The following is a 17,527-nucleotide window of genomic DNA, read 5'->3' as shown; positions in this document are numbered from 1 at the left end:
GACAAAAGGACATCTACTAGGACGGTAGCAGGGACACGCGCTAGGACGGCGAAGGCAACAGGATGTTGTGAGTTTTACTCAAATAAAAAATGGCAGGACGCCTCATTACAAATGGAAAATTGTTCACCGGGATGTGGCATTACTGTTAGGGATTAAAGCGGTACAATCCGTTCATTAGAACGCTCTAGAGCGACAGGCTTTGCCTGTCGCTTTTTTCTTATCCATCTTTCTGTTACATTTCCGCCATTCACTTTGGTGTAGAAATCTCCAATGACCCTTGATTGCCCGCTTTGTCAGTCGACTCATATCGTCGATTTTGAGCAGGATAAACGTCGCCGATATTTCCGTTGTGACCCTTGTTCACTGGTTTTCGCCGATCCTGCTAGCCGACTTTCACCGGAAGAAGAGAAAGCGCACTACGACCTGCATGAGAATACGGCTGAGGATGAAGGCTATCGCCAGTTTCTGAGTCGTGTAGCCACGCCACTGAGCGAAAAGCTTGGTATGGCTTCCAAGCAAGGCTTAGACTTTGGTTGTGGACCAGGGCCCGTGTTAGCCAGCATGCTGGTTGATAAAGGGTACACTATGTCGATTTACGATCCGTATTTCTCGCCCGACGCGTCAGTGTTGGAGGCGCAATATGATTTCGTTACCTGTACCGAAGCGATTGAACACTTTTATTTGCCTCACAAGGAATGGGGACTGTTACTGAGTCTGGTTAAGCCTGGAGGCTGGTTGGCAATCATGACCAAGCTCGTTATTGATGCAGATGCGTTTAAGCATTGGCATTACAAGAATGACCCAACCCACGTGAGTTTTTTTAGTCGCGAAACGTTCTGCTTTTTGGCAGATCGTGATGGTCTTGACGTGGACTTTGTTGGTAACGACGTAATTTTACTGAGGAAGAAAAACCCATGACCCGCAAGAAGAAAGCTCGCAAAGTCGGCTCTGAAGGTCCAGCGCAATACAAAGATCGCTCATTAAGCAGAGACGACATTGCAGCATTGGCGGCAAAGCGTAAAAACAGACGCAAAGGCTTGAAAGCAGGCTCGCGTCACTCTGACGGAACCGTAGAGCAACAACGCACGGCACATGCGCAACGTGACCCACGTTTGGGCAGCAAAACCGCCGTGCCTTTGATTGTTGAGCAAAAACCACATCCTAAATCAGCTGCGGGCAAAAAAGTGCGTCGCATCAGTGCTGAGAAAGAATTGGAGATGTTGGAAAATGACGCACAACTAAATGTGTTGTTAGACCGTATTGAAAACGGTGAGAAGCTCGGCGCAGGCTTGCAAAGCTATGTGGATGAGAAACTCGATCGTCTTGAAGTGCTAATGAAGCAACTGGGCTTGTTTGATCAAGATGAACCAGAAGCCGATGAAGCACCGAAGAAAGCAAAGCGCCGTGGCGATGATGATTTGCTGGCGGAGTTTGAAAACGTCAAATTTGATCAGGAGTAAATGTTGGAGACTCTTCCTTTAGGTGTTCTGGCACTCGGCGGTGCCATTATTTTAGGGTTAGCGGTTTATGCAGGTTGGTTGCTGGCAAAATTACGCCATCAAACCAAAGTGCAAGCTGCGCAGATGGATGCTGCGATCAAACAGCGCAACCTTAAAATCATTGAGAGTGTGGATGTGATTGCGATGGCCACCCTGCAAGAGCAGTGTGATTTGTCGGAAGCCGCTATTCGCCTTTATATGATCATGGACCACCTACAAGGTGATAAGCGCGTTGATTATCCAGCGCGTTTCCCTGCATTGTATGAGTTATATGACGTGATAAAAGACATGCCTCGTGGTGATGCACGTCAAGCGATGGAAAAGAAAACGCGCATGCAAGACAACATGATACGCATGAAAGCGGAATCGCGGCTTCAGAAAGCCATTCATACAGAACTTGAAGAGATCCTCGCATTTACAGGGGCAAAGATGACGCCTATTCGTACCTTAGCGAGCTGATTGCTACGATCAAACCTACAGTTTTCCCTTCGACAATACGGGAAAGATTCATCCGCGACCGGAGAGTGTGTCAAAATACCGCTTTCCGGTTGTTCATTTTTGGCGGGAACGCACATGTCTACACAGCAAATCATTTGGGATCAGGCGCTTATTGAGAAGTATAACTACTCAGGGCCGCGTTACACCTCTTATCCAACGGCATTAGAGTTTCACGAAGTGTTTACTGATGCGGAATTTGATATGGCGTGTGCGCAGTATCCTGAGCGTAACTTGTCTTTGTACGTTCATATCCCTTTCTGCCATACCCTTTGTTACTACTGTGGTTGTAACAAGGTGATCACCCGTCACGCGCACAAAGCCGATGAATACCTAGATTCGCTTGAACTTGAGATACGCCAGCGCGCTTATATGCTGGGTGATCGTAACGTCACTCAGTTGCATTGGGGCGGCGGCACGCCGACCTTCTTAACGAAAGCGCAAATCACTCGACTGATGGGCCTGCTTCGTCAAGAATTCCGTTTAAGCCAAGATGCTGAGATCAGCATCGAGGTAGATCCCCGCGAAATCGAACTCGATATGCTTGATCATCTTCGCGCTGAAGGGTTTAACCGTCTCAGCATTGGTGTTCAAGACTTCAACAAAGACGTTCAGAAAGCGGTTAACCGCGAACAGGATGAAGATTTTATCAAGGCGTTAGTGGTGCGTGCGAAGACGCTAGGCTTCCGTTCTACGAACCTTGATTTGATTTACGGCCTCCCGCACCAAAATGGTGCGTCGTTTGCAAAAACGCTAGCACAAGTGCTTGAGATGAAGCCGGGTCGACTGTCTGTGTTTAACTATGCACACTTGCCGAGCCTGTTTGCCGCACAGCGCAAAATTAAAGATGCCGATTTGCCTTCACCACAAGAGCGCCTTGGTATGCTCGAGCAAACCATTGGCACATTGACGGGAGCAGGTTACCAGTTCATTGGTATGGACCACTTTGCGTTGCCGGATGATGAATTGGCAATGGCGCAACGTGAAGGTATTTTGCACCGCAACTTTCAAGGCTACACCACGCAGGGCGATTGTGACTTGTTGGGCTTGGGTGTGTCGGCGATTTCCATGATTGGCGATTGTTATGCTCAGAACCAAAAAGAACTTAAAAAATACTACGCCCAAGTGGATGAAAAACGTCATGCGCTGTGGAAAGGGGTGATGCTCGATAGCAATGACCTTTTGCGCAGAGAAGTGATCAAATCACTGATATGTAATTTCTCGTTAGATAAAAAAGCAATTGAGCGTGAGTTCAGCATTGCTTTTGATGAGTACTTTGCTGAAGATTTAGCGCTGCTGAAGTGCTTCATTGATGACGAGTTGGTGATTGTGACTGATAGCCACATTGAAGTGACGCTGAAAGGCCGCTTGCTGATCCGCAATATTTGTATGTGCTTTGACACTTACTTGCGTGATCGAGCTAGACAGCAACAGTTTTCTCGCGTGATTTAATCACGGCAGAATTGTTGAGCGCAAAACCGAAAAAAGCCGCAATAGCGGCTTTTTTGGTATCTGGCGTTAGCGCTTACGCGCCGCTGCTGAGGCTAAATATCGCCAATACAACAGCAAGAGCTGCTGCTGCCAGTTGACCTGGACCTGCGGCTGCCATTTCATTGAGGGTGAACAGTGCATCGAACATTATACGTCTCTTACTGCGTGTGATGACTAAGGCATTGTCGCCGCCGTAGTGCGAAAATTCGGCGGCATTGTACGTGAATTGTGAACAAAAAAACACCAGCTTTTTGCTGGTGTTTTTACCTATCACGTTTTGCGGTTTGTCACGATTAGCCGCGAGCTGCCGCCTGGGCTCTGAGTTCGGCTTTCTCACTGTCAGACAAGTAAGCGATCTCAAGGCCATTTTGCTGTAACACAGTGATTTGCTCAGGCGTCAGGCCAGCTTGTGGTGCAGCAACTTCGTATTCGTAAGGCAGCTCAATGCCTGATACTGCAGGGTCATCAGTATTGAGTGAGGCCAAGATGCCGTGGTCGAGGAAGGCTTTTACTGGGTGGCTAGCAAAGCTTTCTACTGTGCTGGTTTGCACGTTTGATGTCAGCGCAGATTCAATACCAATGCGATGTTTTGCAAGGTAGTCCATCAAGCTTGGGTCTTGGATGGCTTTTACGCCGTGACCAATACGGGTCGCACCCAGCTCGTTGATGGCTTGCCACATGCTTTCCGCACCTGCAGCTTCACCTGCATGCACGGTCACATTTAGGTTGGCTTGACGCACTTTGGTGAAGTGGTCATTGAACTGATGGCCTGGTTGACCGAGTTCGTCGCCTGCTAGATCAATCGCGACGAGGTGTTGTTTCAGTGCGAGCAAAGCATCGAGTTCTTGCATGCATGCTTCCACACCAAAGGTGCGGCTCATGATGCCAATAAGGTTGGTTTTCACACCAAAGTCACGGCTGCCAGCTTGTACACCATCGATGACAGCTTCAACCACGCCTTGGATTGGCAGGCCATGCTTCATTGCCATGTAATACGGTGAGAAACGCAGCTCAGCGTAATCAATGCGTGCGTTTAATGCATCTTCCACGTTTTCGTAAGCCACGCGACGAACGGCGTCGAGATCGCCAAGTACTGCGACGCCCCAGTCGAGTTTAGACAAAAAGCCAACCAGATCAGGCTCATTTGACATGACTTGAACATGTGGGCGCAGTGCATCGATAGAATCGGCAGGCAGTGTCATGCCGAACTTCTGACCCAGCTCCAATATTGTGTTAATGCGAATGTTGCCATCAAGGTGACGGTGAAGGTCCGTCAAAGGAAGGTGGGTTGCGATCATCTGAATATCCTTAAATCAACTTTTGGCAATTATACGAGCTACAGAGCATCTCGTCAGTACGGTAGATAAACATAAACCGCCCATAAGGCGGTTTTGTTATTGTTGTTTACCAAAATTGTTGAAATTCGTAGTACCTAAGGCATTTGCAACTCTTTGAGCTTACGCGTTAAGGTATTTCGACCCCAGCCAAGTAGTTTGGCGGCTTCTTGTTTATGACCACGAGTATGATTCAGTGCTTCACGCAGCAAGATGCGCTCGAACTCCGGCAGAGCTTCTCGTAAGAGGTTGTCGTCACCTTGAACGAGTGAAGAGCGAGCCCATTGAGACAGCGCTTGCTGCCAACTATCGACGTCGCCACTGACGGATTTAACCTCCACCTGCATTAATTCTGGTGGTAAGTCCTCGGGCAAAATCTCTTTGCCACTGCCCATGACGGTTAACCAGCGACAAATGTTTTCCAGTTGTCTGACGTTGCCAGGCCAAGGCAGGCCTGAAATCAGATCTAGGGTGGTCGGATGAAGAGATTTCACCTCGATATCTAGCTCGTCAGAAGCGCGCTTGAGGAAATGTTTGGCTAATTGCCCAATGTCCTGACGGCGCTCACGCAGTGCTGGAAGGTGGACACGAATAACGTTGAGTCGGTGAAATAAATCTTCACGGAAACTGCCTTCTGCCACAAGTCGCTCTAAATGCTGGTGCGTAGCCGCGATGATACGCACATCGACCTTGATCGCTTGATGCCCACCAACGCGATAAAACTGCCCATCAGCCAATACACGTAATAGACGAGTTTGAATGTCTAAAGGCATGTCGCCAATTTCATCCAGAAATAACGTGCCACCATTTGCCTGTTCAAAGCGACCTTGACGCACACTGTTCGCGCCGGTAAAAGCCCCTTTCTCATGCCCAAACAGTTCGGATTCTATTAAGTCCTTCGGAATGGCGGCCATATTGAGTGCGATAAACGAATTGCTTGATCGCGGGCTATGGCGGTGCAGCGCGTGGGCGACCAATTCTTTACCTGTGCCTGATTCACCGTTGATGAGGACAGAGATAGACGAACGAGACAAACGGCCGATAGCACGAAACACTTCTTGCATTGAAGGTGCTTCACCGATGATTTCCGGCGCGGCTTCTACTGATTCTTTAGGGGAGCGTTTACGTTTTTGTTCTTGGCTGTGGGATACCGCACGCTCAACCAGTGCAACGGCTTCGTCAATGTCGAACGGTTTTGGCAGGTACTCAAATGCGCCTTTTTGGTAAGCGCTGACCGCCGCATCTAAATCGGAATGCGCTGTCATGATGATGACTGGCAGCGTTGGGTATTCATCTTGCAGGCGATTCAAAAGCGTAAAGCCGTCTGTACCCGGCATGCGAATGTCAGAGACCAATACGTCAGGCACTTCTCGATTTAAGCCATCTAAGACGCTGTCGGCATCGGCAAATGTTTCACACGCCATACCGGCGGTATTTAATGTGCGTTCTAACACCCAGCGGATTGAGCTGTCGTCGTCAACGACCCAGATTAGTCCTTTGCTCATGTTCTCCCCTTAGCGTCGAATTGGTAACAAAATGGTAAAGGTGGTGTGCCCCGGCCAGCTGTTGACGTAGATTTTGCCTTTGTGCTGATCGATAAGATTCCGCGTGATGGACAAACCTAACCCTGTGCCGCCCGGTCGACCAGACACCATGGGATAAAACAGGGTGTCTTGAAGTTCAGGGTCAATACCAGGCCCGTTGTCTGATATATCAATGCGAGCAGCGAGACGGTGGCGTTTACCGCCAATGACCACTTGATGCTCAGTGCGCGTACGCACCGTGATTTCTGGGTTGGGGGTTTGCGCCAGTATCTGCGCGGCATTACTGACCACATTCAGCACCGCTTGCTCCATTTGCTCAGGATCCATCTCGATGTCTGGCAAACTTGGGTCATAATCTCGCTGAATATCGACACCGTTATTGTCGAGTTCCACTAACTGGCGCACTTTTTCCAACACCACATGAATGTTTTCTTGCTGGCGATGCCCTGGCCTTTGAGGGCCAAGCAAACGATCCACCAAATTTCTTAAACGGTCAGCTTGCTCAATGATGATGCGGGTGTATTCACCAAGGCTCGGATCTGGCAGCATTTTTTCCAGCAGTTGCGCCGCGCCGCGAAGCCCCCCTAAGGGGTTTTTGATTTCGTGGGCAAGGCCACGAACTAACTCTTTGGCGGCTTGTTGCTGTGCTTGTTGTTGAAGCTCTTTGCTGATCTGTTGCTGGTGACCGATCGCTTTGATTTCAAGCAACATGGATGGGCTGCGTTGCCACATCAGTGGGCTGGCACTCAGCTCCACTTTTCGCTGATGGCCATCCACCACTAAAGTGACATCGCTGTCTGTGAGCCCTTGTCCGTTCGCCAATGTCTCTTTCACTTGCTCTAGATCGATAGAGCAGTGCTGAATAACATCCGAGAGAGGGTGTTCACGTAATCGGCGTGCACTTAGGCACAAAAGCTGCTCAGCGGCAGGGTTGGCATACGTGACGACGAGGTCGTTATCGAGCACCAAAATTGCCGTGATCAGATTGTCCATTACAGTTTCGGTCAGAGTGGCCACATCACCTTCCTATTTGGCTGCACCGTTATGGTGCAATCAAGTTTACTTGATTGTGCATGGTTGTGCAGCGATGAAAACGTGCTTTGCACTCAATTGCTTGCACATGGTGACCGTGAACACGCTATCTAGGGGTTGGCTTCCCTTTTGATGGGGCTTTTTGTTGAATAGCCCGATGCAGGAACACAGTTACTGAGGATGAGTCTGCAATAACCTTGCCATCTTGTAACAGTTGCACCTTGATGGTGTGGCTACCACGGTCAATGTTCACCAGTTCTATCTGCAAGTTGCGCTGTGGCTTTTGTGGCTTTCCGTCGATGACTGCGCGAACGCGCTGGTCTTTACCGAGTGGTAAGTCTGTAGACAACTCGATATTGATGTTGCCTTGGTTGTTTCGAAGGGTGGCTTCGTTGATTGGAGACAAGAGTTTGATGTGAGATGCAATGGCTGGTGCGTCGGGGGTAGGAGGGGTTGGTGGTGTGGGCGGTGTTTCTGGGGAGTGAGTATTGGCAGTATTAGGTTGAATGAGGACTTCAACGTTAACGCTGAATTCGGGTTTGGAATCACTCAGGTGTAGCGTGCCGTTCTCATCGACCCAACGATAATACTCGTCGCTATGAGCCGTGTTTGAAAGTGCACCTAAGAGGAGCATTAGCCATATTCGACGCATGATGTTGACCCTAAGCGTAAAAAGGACAGTTTGCGCCTAAGTCATGGATAAACAATAGAAAAAAGGCTCGCTTGTGAGCGAGCCCTTTGATTTGGTATGAAACCGAACGTATTACACTGAGTAGTACAGTTCAAATTCCAGTGGGTGTGTGGTCATGTTGACTTTTTCAACGTCCTGAGATTTCAGACCGATGTAAGAATCGATGAAATCGTCAGAGAATACGCCACCTGAAGTCAAGAACTCACGATCTTCGTCAAGTGCTTTCAATGCAATTTCCAGAGACTCAGCAACTTTTGGAATCTCTGCTGCTTCTTCTGCAGGAAGGTCATATAAATCTTTGTCCATTGCATCGCCAGGGTGGATCTTGTTCTTAATACCGTCAAGACCAGCCATCAGAAGTGCAGCAAATGCCAAGTATGGGTTAGCTGCAGGATCTGGGAAGCGTGCTTCGATACGACGTGCTTTCGGGCTTGGTACCACAGGGATACGGATAGAAGCAGAGCGGTTACGTGCAGAGTATGCAAGCATAACTGGCGCTTCGAAGCCTGGTACAAGACGCTTGTATGAGTTAGTTGCTGGGTTAGCAAATGCGTTGATTGCACGTGCGTGCTTGATGATACCACCAATGTAGAACAGCGCCATTTCAGACAGGCCGCCGTATTTATCACCAGCAAACAAGTTTTGGCCATCTTTATTCAAAGACATGTGAACGTGCATACCAGAACCGTTATCACCCACTAGTGGCTTAGGCATGAAGGTCGCTGTTTTGCCAAATGCGTGTGCCACGTTGTGAACCACGTACTTGTAGATTTGGATCTCGTCCGCTTTAGAAGTCAGGGTGTTGAAACGCGTTGCGATTTCGTTCTGACCTGCAGTAGCAACCTCGTGGTGGTGTGCTTCAACAACCAGACCCATCTCTTCCATCACCAAACACATGGCAGAACGGATATCTTGTGATGAATCAACAGGAGCAACTGGGAAGTAACCGCCTTTCACGCCTGGACGGTGACCTTTGTTACCGCCTTCGAAATCAGAACCTGAGTTCCAAGCCGCTTCTACGTCATCAATCTTGAAGAAAGAACCTGACATGTTAGTGGCAAATTTCACGTCGTCAAACAAGAAGAACTCTGGCTCAGGGCCAACAAGAACGGTGTCTGCGATACCAGAAGAGCGCATGTAGTCTTCTGCACGCTTCGAGATTGAGCGTGGGTCACGATCGTAGCCTTGCATGGTCGCCGGCTCTAGGATGTCGCAACGAATATTCAGTGTGCTGGCTTCCGTAAATGGGTCCAACACTGCAGTAGATGCGTCAGGCATCATTACCATGTCTGATTCGTTGATGCCTTTCCAGCCTGCAACAGATGAACCATCAAACATTTTGCCGTCTTCAAAGAAGTCTGCATCAACTTGGTGAGCTGGGATTGAGATGTGTTGCTCTTTACCTTTGGTATCGGTGAAGCGCAGATCAACAAATTTCACTTCGTGCTCTTGGATTAAGGCGAGTACGTTTTCTACTGACATGTGAATAAACCTCCGGTGTCATTGTTCTCTAAATTGGCGAAGCCGCGTTGATGCGCTCTACCAAAAAGTTGGTCTGAGCACACTTAAGCGAAAAGCGTGCCAAGTTTAAATTTCCCGTTAATGCCTGTATTTAGGCGAATTTGCGTTGAAAGTGAGCAATGCCGCGATCAACTTTGGTGCGCGTCCGCACCATGATGGTGCATGGAAGGGATTGCATAACCAATTGAATCATTCAGCAGTGCTAGGAAGGCCTTGTCAATCACTGATACAGCGGAATGAATACGTAATGTCGGAGCTGTGAACTCGATCGAAATATCGAGGCTTTGGCGGCTGTGGCGCAAAAATCACCCGTTATCTGGGGAAAATAAGGGATTGAGCTGCTTTTTTATTCACCTAAATGTGTGTCATGAATAAGCCCATATGAATATAAATTGATCCTAAGTCACATTGTTGGTGGGTTTTGAGTAAAAATCTGTTAAATTACGACCGGATTTTAATCAAGTGGCGGTGAGTGCTCCTAGCAGGTTTGCTAGTTGCCTTTGGCGGCACATCTTTTTTGAGTGAAAGAGTACCCATGTCTACCTTACAGTTAGATAAACTAAGAAATATCGCGATCATCGCGCACGTTGACCACGGCAAAACTACGCTGGTTGATAAGCTGCTTCAGCAGTCTGGCACCCTAGAAACACGTGGCGAGCACGAAGAACGCGTCATGGACTCGAACGACATCGAGAAAGAGCGTGGCATTACCATTCTGGCGAAGAACACCGCTATTAACTGGAATGACTACCGTATCAACATCGTAGATACTCCAGGACACGCCGATTTCGGTGGTGAAGTTGAGCGTATCATGTCGATGGTTGACTCTGTTCTTCTGATCGTTGATGCCGTGGATGGCCCAATGCCACAAACCCGTTTCGTAACGCAGAAAGCGTTCGGTCACGGTTTGAAGCCTATTGTTGTTATCAACAAAATTGACCGTCCAGGCGCTCGTCCTGATTGGGTTATGGATCAGGTGTTTGACCTGTTCGACAACCTTGGCGCAACCGACGAACAACTTGACTTCCAAGTGGTTTACGCATCAGCACTAAACGGCTGGGCAACCCTAGAAGAAGGCGAAACTGGCGAGAACATGGAACCATTGTTCCAAGCTATCGTTGATAACGTTTCTGCTCCAGAAGTTGATTCTGACGGTTCACTGCAGATGCAAATCTCTCAGTTGGACTACAGCTCATACGTTGGTGTTATCGGTGTAGGCCGTGTAACACGTGGTTCGGTTAAACCTAACCAACAAGTCACCATCGTTGGTGCTGACGGCAAAACCCGTAACGGTAAAGTCGGTACAGTACTGGGTTATCTTGGTCTTGAGCGTCACGACATCGATCAAGCTCACGCGGGCAACATCGTTGCTATCACCGGTCTTGGCGAGATGAAAATCTCTGACACTATCTGTGACGTGAACGCGGTTGAAGCGCTTCCACCGCTATCTGTTGATGAACCAACAGTAACCATGACGTTCCAAGTAAACACCTCTCCTTTCGCAGGTAAAGAAGGTAAGTACGTAACTTCACGTAACATCCTTGAGCGTCTGCAAAAAGAATTGGTACACAACGTTGCATTGCGCGTTGAAGAAACCGATAACCCGGATCGTTTCCGCGTATCAGGCCGTGGTGAACTTCACCTGTCTATCCTGATCGAAAACATGCGTCGTGAAGGCTTCGAGCTAGCAGTATCTCGTCCAGAAGTTATCATCAAAGACGTAGACGGCGAGAAACAAGAGCCGTTTGAAACAGTAACCATCGACGTTGTGGAAGAAAACCAAGGCGGCGTTATGGAGAAAATCGGTCTTCGTAAAGGCGAATTGACTGACATGTCTCCAGATGGCAAAGGCCGTGTGCGCATGGACTTCATCATGCCTTCACGTGGTCTGATCGGTTTCCAAACTGAGTTCATGACGTTGACGTCAGGTTCTGGTTTGATTTACCACACGTTTGATCACTACGGTCCAATGAAAGCTGGCGTTATCGGTATGCGTAAAAATGGCGTATTGATTTCTAACGCAACAGGTAAAGCACTGACTTACGCACTGTTTAACCTGCAAGAGCGTGGCCGTTTGTTTGCTGAACACGCAGATGAAGTTTACGAAGGTCAAGTTATCGGTATTCATAACCGCTCTAACGACCTGACAGTTAACTGTCTGAAAGGTAAGCAGCTAACTAACGTTCGTGCATCTGGTACTGACGAAGCTCAAACACTTTCACCTGCTATCAAGTACACGCTTGAGCAAGCACTAGAATTCATCGATGACGACGAATTGGTAGAAGTAACGCCAGAAAGCATTCGTATCCGTAAGAAACTTCTTACTGAGAACGAGCGTAAACGCGCAAGCCGCGGGTAATTCATTTACCAACGCTAGCGCTATCGTGACTCAACGGTAGCGAATAAAAAAGCCTCCATGATTGGAGGCTTTTTTGTGTCTAACGCTTTCTATTTCCAGTGTTTCTTAGCGTTATATGGCGTAAGAAATCGTTAAGAAAGAGAAGGATTACTTGGCGAATCGATTGTATAGAAACAACAAGATCAGTGCGCCAACCGTTGCCATGACAATGCTACCTAGGCTTAGACCACCCGCAGTGCCAAAGCCAAGTAGTGAACTAACCCAACCACCAACCACCGCACCCGCGATGCCCAATAGCGTGGTCATAATAAAACCACCACCGTCTTTCCCTGGCATAATCCACTTCGCTAAAATACCCGCGAGTAGCCCGAGAATGATCCAAGAAATAATGCCCATGTGTTTCTCCTCCATGTTGAGAGACGGTTTTCATACCGTTGAATGCAGGCAGAAAATTCGCCTGCGCAAACGATAAGGGAATTTGTCTTACTCAAGGTGTTTCATCTGCGAGAAACATTGAAAGCTAATTCAGTTCTTTAAGGTGGTTAGGAAGCGCTCTGATTCGGCGATGGCTAACTGCATATCTTTGATCGCACGATTAATTTCTTTCTCTAGGCCCGAAAACTCGCCTTTGAGAGCGCCGATAGCCGCTGCGTTCAGGTTATGTTTAAGATACAGGGTGTTGTCTCGTAATGTGTCGAGTACGGGGGTCATCTTGCCTTCTGCTTTTTTCATGGCAGAGAGCATTTGGCGATAACTTTGTTTGGTTGCATTGAGCTTGCGCTCGCTTTCACGACGAAGGTTGGCGCTGGAGTAAAGGTCGAGCTCTTCTTGCCACTCGTCGAACAAAGCATCTGACACGTCTTCGACGCCTTGAATGCGATTACGTACGTTTTCGACAGCGGTTTCGCTGTCTTCGTACTGATCATTGATGGTGTTGTACATGGTTTCCAGCTCACCGCCATCAAATTGGGTTAGCTCAGTCAGTGCATCAAGTGCGCTGGTGAATTGCTCACTGGCTTCTTGTTGCGCCTCGGATGCAGCTTCGACTCGGTCAGCCATAATGTCACGCTTGTGGATACCAACCTGCTCCATGGTGGCGTAATAAGCGGACTGGCAACCGACCAGCGTGAAAACCAGAAACAGGGTAGAGAGAAGACGCACGGCAAACTCCTTTTACGTTATGATAAACCTTCTTTACAAGAGACTATGGTTGAAGGAATGGAACGACTCAAGCATTTAATGCCCAGGATAGGGCAGATTTTATTCGCGTTTTTGCGGCATCTTGTTCGCCGTATTGTTCATGACCGCCTAACGGTGAGTGCAGGTTACATGGCTTACGTGACTTTGTTGTCATTAGTGCCATTGATCACGGTTGTGCTCTCAGCATTATCAATTTTTCCCAGTTTTGCAGAAGCGGGCGACGAAATCCGCACGTTCGTGTTGCATAACTTCGTTCCTGCATCGAGTGATGCACTCGAACAATACCTCAACCAATTTGTCGCCAATGCAGGCAAGATGACAGCTGTCGGTGTCGCTTTCTTGTTCGTGGTGGCCTTGATGCTCATTTCAGCCATTGATAAGAGCTTAAATTACATTTGGCGCGTGAAACATAAGCGGGCTTCCGTGGTGTCATTTTCCATTTATTGGATGGTGCTAACCTTGGGGCCGGTATTGGTCGGTAGCAGTATTGGTGTCAGTTCTTACCTTGGCTCGTTGAATTTGCTTGATCTTGAAGGCAGTGAAATGTGGGCGCCGACGCTACTTCGTGGCTTGCCTTTTATACTGACAACACTCGCATTTTGGGGGCTATATACCTTAGTACCAAACTGTCGGATCCGGGTGAGCCATGCGTTAATTGGCGCCATGTCGGCCAGCGTACTGTTCGAATTTAGTAAAAAAGGCTTTGCCTTCTACGCGACGAATTTCCCTTCGTATGAGCTGATTTATGGCGCACTAGCTGTGGTGCCATTGCTGTTTGTTTGGGTTTATCTCAGTTGGTGTATTGTGCTGTTAGGTGCGGAAATAACCGCGTCATTAGGTGAGCGTTCGATGTGGTTTGTCGAGGCTGAGCCGGAAAAAGATCAAATTACTGATAGTTAAGACGATAAGAAAGGAACTGATATGATTGCGCTAATCCAGCGAGTCAGTGAAGCGAATGTGGTTGTTGATGGTCAAGTTGTCGGGGCGATTGGCAAAGGTTTGCTGGTACTGTTGGGTGTCGAAAAAGGCGATGATGATAAGAAAGCCCATCGCCTACATGAAAAAGTATTGGGCTATCGAATCTTTGCTGACGACGAAGGTAAAATGAACCTCAATGTTCAGCAAGCCGGTGGTCAGGTGCTGGTGGTGTCGCAATTTACGCTCGCCGCCGATACGAATAAAGGAATGCGTCCTAGTTTTAATGGAGCGCCACCTGCAGAGGCAGACAGACTGTATCAGTTGTTCTCTCAATATTGCCGAGAGAGCGGCGTACAGACAGAAAACGGTATTTTTGCGGCTGACATGAAAGTTAGTCTAACCAATGACGGGCCAGTCACGTTTTGGTTGAAAGCCTAACACTAGCCAGTTATTGGGTTCACAAGGAGAGGAGTGAGCATGTTTCGATTAATCACGCCAACGAAGGAAAGCGAGCTAAACGCCTATTTCCATTTTCGTTGGAAGATGCTCCGTGAGCCTTGGCGTCAACCTGAAGGGTCGGAGCGAGATGCATACGATGTGGCTGCGCATCATCGTATGATTGTCGACGCAAAAGGCGATCCTATTGCCATTGGTCGACTCTATATTAGCCCTGATAATGATGGTCAGATTCGATATATGGCCGTTGCACCACAATATCGCAGCCGTGGATTAGGCGCATTGGTATTGATGGCATTGGAATCGTTAGCGCGCCAAGAAGGTGCGAAGCGTTTGGTGTGCAATGCCCGTGAGGACGCCATTGGTTTTTATAGCACTAATGGCTTTAGCAACCAAGGTGAGCTGAGTGAAGAGCGCGGCCCGGTTCAGCATCAGCAAATGTTAAAGCTGCTTGACCCTATGTCGGATGTGGTTCGTCGCCCAGAATGGTGCCATGAACTTCAGCAACGTTGGCAGCAGCAAATTCCAATCAGTGACAAAATGGGCGTTCGCATTACACAGTTTTCGGGCTACCGCTTTGAGGTGTCTGCACTACTAAATGCCAACCTTAACCCCCATGATTCAATGTTTGCTGGCAGCGTATTTAGTATGGCGACGTTGGCTGGGTGGGGCATGGTGTGGCTGCTGATGAAAGAACGACAGCTTTCTGCCAGTATTGTTCTGGCTGACAGTCATATTCGTTATCGTAAACCGATAACAGAACGTCCCCGCGCTGCGGTGTCATTAGACAGTTTAAGTGGCGATTTAGATCGTCTCGCCAATGGCCGCCGAGCACGAGTGAAACTGGAAGTGACGTTATACAGTGGTGAAGAAGTCGCAGGCACATTTACGGGAACCTTTGTGTTGATGCCTGAAACGAACCAAATAGCGGCAGATGAAATGCAAAATCAAACCTTGTTGTTTGGCTAGCTGAGCGCTTAACGAGTTTGGTTCGATAGCGCCCCTTCTTTTGTTACCAAATCCCAATTTCCTGATAGCGATGCCGCCTCCGCTGTTGCTTCGATACTCACCGGTGTCAAAGCAATGCGGCCTCTATCAGCGATGATCTTCACCTCTCCGACTTTTACGGGAATCGAAACCGAAGGTTCGCTTTGTTTCTGTGGCAAGAATAACGTTAACAAACGCTGAGAGAGCGACTGTTCAGGTTGTGTGACCAGTTGCGTTTGGTGGGGCGTAGCGCTCACTTCGCCACTCAAGCTATACGCGAAGCTGTTTTTGTCTGCGGCGAGTCCTGATAACTGAATCTCGACATCATGCTCGCCAAGCAAAGGCAATGGCGCCCCTAGCCAATGTTGGTAGAGGGAGTTAGGAATACGAAGACCATTGATAGTTGCTGCCCATGGGTGGCTGGGGCTTTGTAATTGAATTTGCGCCTTTGCCGACAGTTGACCTTGTGGGAAATTGAGACTGAGTGGGTCTAAGTGCCATTCACCCGCCTCGTCAACGCGCATGCTGGCATAGGGGGCGGAGACCGCGATACGATTAATACTGGCAGCGGCTGCGCTCGCTGTGAGCGTACCTTGCCACATTCCATCTCTGGCTTTTTTTCTCGTCACCATGTCTCGACCGCGTAGATTTAGCCCGATGATCTGCAAAGGAAAGTCGGGGTCTGGCAGAGCAATGCTGGTGTGTTTGACCGATAACTGATCGACAGAAACTGAATCAAATGCTGTCCATTTTTGATGCAGATTGTTGAGAGTATCTGTGTCTATTTCAATGTTTAAGCCATTGGCAATCAGTGTCTTAAGTGCGAGCGAAGACGCTCCCATTGCTCCGGAAAAAGAGACAAAGCCCTCATCATTCACTTTGGCTGAAAATGCGCTTACGTCAACGCGTGTTGGTGATAGCGATAACTCAGCGAGTAAATCGGTCAGTAGCCATTGCTCTACATTGAACAAGCTCGCGTTGAATGACACAAGCGAAGATGCGGCATTGGGGGCCCACACTAACTCGCCTTTTTTAAGGTGCACGGATTGTGCCGAAAAATTGAGGTGCTCTACCGTCACCTGCTCTAAGGCTGCGCTAACATCCAGTAAATCTATCCGTTTAATGTGGATGTTGTTGTGTTGGCGAAAAGTATTCCATTGCGCAGAGAGGCGCTGAAGCTGCTTTGATGGTTCAATGCGAGCATCTGACAAAGTGAGCTGATGGACGGTCCACTGGTTGTCTGGATGCAAGGTAGCACTGCCTGTGATATTGCCGAAACCACTGTTGAGCGACAATCCCCAAATCTCCCAAACGTCATCTCGGTATTCGCTGTCGAGTAAGACATTCGTGAGCACTTGGCCTTCAACCTTGATCTTGGGGGTAGATAATTGGAATCTCCCTCGCCAATCTCCCCATGTCTCCGCGCTGTTCTGCCAATCCGACAGTTGGATGTCTGCGTGGTCAAATGAAAGTACATCGCCGTGATAGCTGACGTCATCTAACGCAAAGTGGCGAATAGAAAGCGATGAGGGCCATGTGTGTTTCACCGTTTTGTCTAGGTCGACACCGCGAACAACCACACTGGCAAATACCCATTCACCAAGCAGTGATGAAAATGGCGCTAAACGGAAAGAGATGAACTCAGCGGAACGATTTTTATCGGAGTCCGTGTCGTGCTCCAAATTGGGGCCAGACAATGCCACAGAAAATGGCGCCAACACGGAGTATTCAAGCGAATCTGCGTTCAATTGATAGGGTGTAGCGAGCCTCACCGCCTGTTTCAGCATAGGCAGCCCAAAGTTGGTACTGAGTACAATCAAACTGGTTGCTAATGTCACCACAAACACGATCAGCAATGAAGCAAACAGCTTGATGAGCAAACGCATTTGGCGAAGTTCTCTCTTTGGTTATGCGCGCGGAAGATAGGGATAAACCGCAGATGTGTTGAGGTTGGCGCAAAAAGTGACGTTATTCAAGCGGTAATAAAAGATGACGTGAAG

The 17,527-nt window shown here is 48.5% G+C and carries 16 protein-coding genes; 8 read left to right on the top strand and 8 right to left on the bottom strand.

The window, feature by feature from the left end; all coding sequences use genetic code 11:
- Window positions 1–270: 270 nt before the first annotated feature.
- The 4 genes from L4D06_RS18830 (at window position 271) to hemN (ending at window position 3,446) form a co-directional block, all read left to right on the top strand.
- Window positions 271–918, top strand: coding sequence for a class I SAM-dependent methyltransferase (locus L4D06_RS18830; protein ID WP_274166454.1), 648 nt, complete (start codon window positions 271–273; stop codon window positions 916–918).
- Window positions 915–1,460 carry a Der GTPase-activating protein YihI gene (gene yihI / locus L4D06_RS18825; RefSeq protein WP_274166455.1) on the top strand — a complete coding sequence of 182 codons (546 nt, stop codon included), beginning with the start codon at window positions 915–917 and terminating at the stop codon, window positions 1,458–1,460. The genes L4D06_RS18830 and yihI overlap by 4 nt, the downstream gene beginning before the upstream one ends.
- Complete coding sequence (locus L4D06_RS18820; RefSeq protein WP_429740705.1) at window positions 1,461–1,958, top strand: DUF2489 domain-containing protein; 498 nt, start codon at window positions 1,461–1,463, stop codon at window positions 1,956–1,958.
- A gap of 114 nt (window positions 1,959–2,072) precedes the next feature.
- Window positions 2,073–3,446 (top strand): oxygen-independent coproporphyrinogen III oxidase, encoded by a 1,374-nt coding sequence (hemN, locus tag L4D06_RS18815; protein WP_429740704.1) that lies wholly within the window; start codon window positions 2,073–2,075, stop codon window positions 3,444–3,446.
- 332 nt (window positions 3,447–3,778) lie between these two features.
- Here the strand turns inward: hemN and add are convergent, their stop codons facing one another.
- The 5 genes from add to glnA form a co-directional block, all read right to left on the bottom strand.
- Window positions 3,779–4,783 carry an adenosine deaminase gene (gene add, locus L4D06_RS18810; RefSeq protein ID WP_274166458.1) on the bottom strand — a complete coding sequence of 335 codons (1,005 nt, stop codon included), beginning with the start codon at window positions 4,781–4,783 and terminating at the stop codon, window positions 3,779–3,781.
- Between the two features lie 134 nt (window positions 4,784–4,917).
- On the bottom strand, window positions 4,918–6,324 hold the full coding sequence (gene glnG, locus L4D06_RS18805; protein WP_274166459.1) for a nitrogen regulation protein NR(I): 1,407 nt from the start codon (window positions 6,322–6,324) through the stop codon (window positions 4,918–4,920).
- 9 nt (window positions 6,325–6,333) lie between these two features.
- Window positions 6,334–7,356: a nitrogen regulation protein NR(II) gene (glnL, locus tag L4D06_RS18800; RefSeq protein ID WP_274166465.1), complete on the bottom strand. Its 1,023-nt coding sequence runs from the start codon at window positions 7,354–7,356 to the stop codon at window positions 6,334–6,336.
- Between the two features lie 145 nt (window positions 7,357–7,501).
- The gene (locus tag L4D06_RS18795; protein WP_274166460.1) at window positions 7,502–8,047 is read right to left on the bottom strand and encodes a DUF4124 domain-containing protein; all 546 of its coding nucleotides are present in this window, start codon (window positions 8,045–8,047) and stop codon (window positions 7,502–7,504) included.
- Window positions 8,048–8,158: 111 nt separating this feature from the next.
- Window positions 8,159–9,568, bottom strand: a complete 1,410-nt coding sequence (glnA, locus tag L4D06_RS18790; RefSeq protein WP_274166461.1) for a glutamate--ammonia ligase — start codon at window positions 9,566–9,568, stop codon at window positions 8,159–8,161.
- A 574-nt stretch (window positions 9,569–10,142) separates the two neighbouring features.
- Here glnA and typA point away from each other — a divergent pair.
- Window positions 10,143–11,966 (top strand): translational GTPase TypA, encoded by a 1,824-nt coding sequence (typA, locus tag L4D06_RS18785; RefSeq protein WP_274166462.1) that lies wholly within the window; start codon window positions 10,143–10,145, stop codon window positions 11,964–11,966.
- Window positions 11,967–12,113: 147 nt separating this feature from the next.
- Here the strand turns inward: typA and L4D06_RS18780 are convergent, their stop codons facing one another.
- Complete coding sequence (locus tag L4D06_RS18780) at window positions 12,114–12,362, bottom strand: GlsB/YeaQ/YmgE family stress response membrane protein (RefSeq protein WP_274166946.1); 249 nt, start codon at window positions 12,360–12,362, stop codon at window positions 12,114–12,116.
- Between the two features lie 129 nt (window positions 12,363–12,491).
- Window positions 12,492–13,127 (bottom strand): DUF2959 domain-containing protein, encoded by a 636-nt coding sequence (locus L4D06_RS18775; RefSeq protein WP_274166945.1) that lies wholly within the window; start codon window positions 13,125–13,127, stop codon window positions 12,492–12,494.
- A 45-nt stretch (window positions 13,128–13,172) separates the two neighbouring features.
- Between L4D06_RS18775 and L4D06_RS18770 the strand changes: the two genes are divergently transcribed.
- Genes L4D06_RS18770 through L4D06_RS18760 form a run of 3 tightly spaced genes read left to right on the top strand, consistent with a single transcriptional unit; the run spans window position 13,173 to window position 15,509 of the window.
- Window positions 13,173–14,066 (top strand): virulence factor BrkB family protein, encoded by an 894-nt coding sequence (locus tag L4D06_RS18770; RefSeq protein ID WP_274166944.1) that lies wholly within the window; start codon window positions 13,173–13,175, stop codon window positions 14,064–14,066.
- A 21-nt stretch (window positions 14,067–14,087) separates the two neighbouring features.
- Window positions 14,088–14,522, top strand: coding sequence for a D-aminoacyl-tRNA deacylase (dtd, locus tag L4D06_RS18765; RefSeq protein ID WP_429740703.1), 435 nt, complete (start codon window positions 14,088–14,090; stop codon window positions 14,520–14,522).
- Between the two features lie 39 nt (window positions 14,523–14,561).
- Entirely contained in the window at window positions 14,562–15,509 is a 948-nt protein-coding gene (locus L4D06_RS18760; protein ID WP_274166942.1) for a bifunctional GNAT family N-acetyltransferase/hotdog fold thioesterase, read from the top strand.
- Window positions 15,510–15,517: 8 nt separating this feature from the next.
- Here the strand turns inward: L4D06_RS18760 and L4D06_RS18755 are convergent, their stop codons facing one another.
- Window positions 15,518–17,413, bottom strand: coding sequence for an AsmA family protein (locus L4D06_RS18755; RefSeq protein WP_429740702.1), 1,896 nt, complete (start codon window positions 17,411–17,413; stop codon window positions 15,518–15,520).
- Between the last annotated feature and the right edge of the window lie 114 nt (window positions 17,414–17,527).

It is taken from the genome of Enterovibrio makurazakiensis (genome assembly GCF_050336585.1).
GTDB classification, from domain to species: Bacteria; Pseudomonadota; Gammaproteobacteria; order Enterobacterales; family Vibrionaceae; genus Enterovibrio; species Enterovibrio gelatinilyticus.
Note: the sequence above shows the minus strand (reverse complement) of the source record. Positions and strands in the feature narration are given on the sequence as shown.

Bases quoted from the DNA above. Each gene is read 5' to 3' on its own strand.
- yihI (WP_274166455.1), top strand. From the start codon at position 915: ATGACCCGCAAGAAGAAAGCTCGCAAAGTCGGCTCTGAAGGTCCAGCG.
- L4D06_RS18820 (WP_429740705.1), top strand. From the start codon at position 1,461: ATGTTGGAGACTCTTCCTTTAGGTGTTCTGGCACTCGGCGGTGCCATT.
- L4D06_RS18780 (WP_274166946.1), bottom strand. From the start codon at position 12,362: ATGGGCATTATTTCTTGGATCATTCTCGGGCTACTCGCGGGTATTTTA.
- L4D06_RS18795 (WP_274166460.1), bottom strand. From the start codon at position 8,047: ATGCGTCGAATATGGCTAATGCTCCTCTTAGGTGCACTTTCAAACACG.
- typA (WP_274166462.1), top strand. From the start codon at position 10,143: ATGTCTACCTTACAGTTAGATAAACTAAGAAATATCGCGATCATCGCG.
- L4D06_RS18830 (WP_274166454.1), top strand. From the start codon at position 271: ATGACCCTTGATTGCCCGCTTTGTCAGTCGACTCATATCGTCGATTTT.
- glnL (WP_274166465.1), bottom strand. From the start codon at position 7,356: ATGGACAATCTGATCACGGCAATTTTGGTGCTCGATAACGACCTCGTC.
- dtd (WP_429740703.1), top strand. From the start codon at position 14,088: ATGATTGCGCTAATCCAGCGAGTCAGTGAAGCGAATGTGGTTGTTGAT.
- L4D06_RS18755 (WP_429740702.1), bottom strand. From the start codon at position 17,413: ATGCGTTTGCTCATCAAGCTGTTTGCTTCATTGCTGATCGTGTTTGTG.
- L4D06_RS18760 (WP_274166942.1), top strand. From the start codon at position 14,562: ATGTTTCGATTAATCACGCCAACGAAGGAAAGCGAGCTAAACGCCTAT.
- hemN (WP_429740704.1), top strand. From the start codon at position 2,073: ATGTCTACACAGCAAATCATTTGGGATCAGGCGCTTATTGAGAAGTAT.
- L4D06_RS18770 (WP_274166944.1), top strand. From the start codon at position 13,173: ATGGTTGAAGGAATGGAACGACTCAAGCATTTAATGCCCAGGATAGGG.
- glnA (WP_274166461.1), bottom strand. From the start codon at position 9,568: ATGTCAGTAGAAAACGTACTCGCCTTAATCCAAGAGCACGAAGTGAAA.
- add (WP_274166458.1), bottom strand. From the start codon at position 4,783: ATGATCGCAACCCACCTTCCTTTGACGGACCTTCACCGTCACCTTGAT.
- glnG (WP_274166459.1), bottom strand. From the start codon at position 6,324: ATGAGCAAAGGACTAATCTGGGTCGTTGACGACGACAGCTCAATCCGC.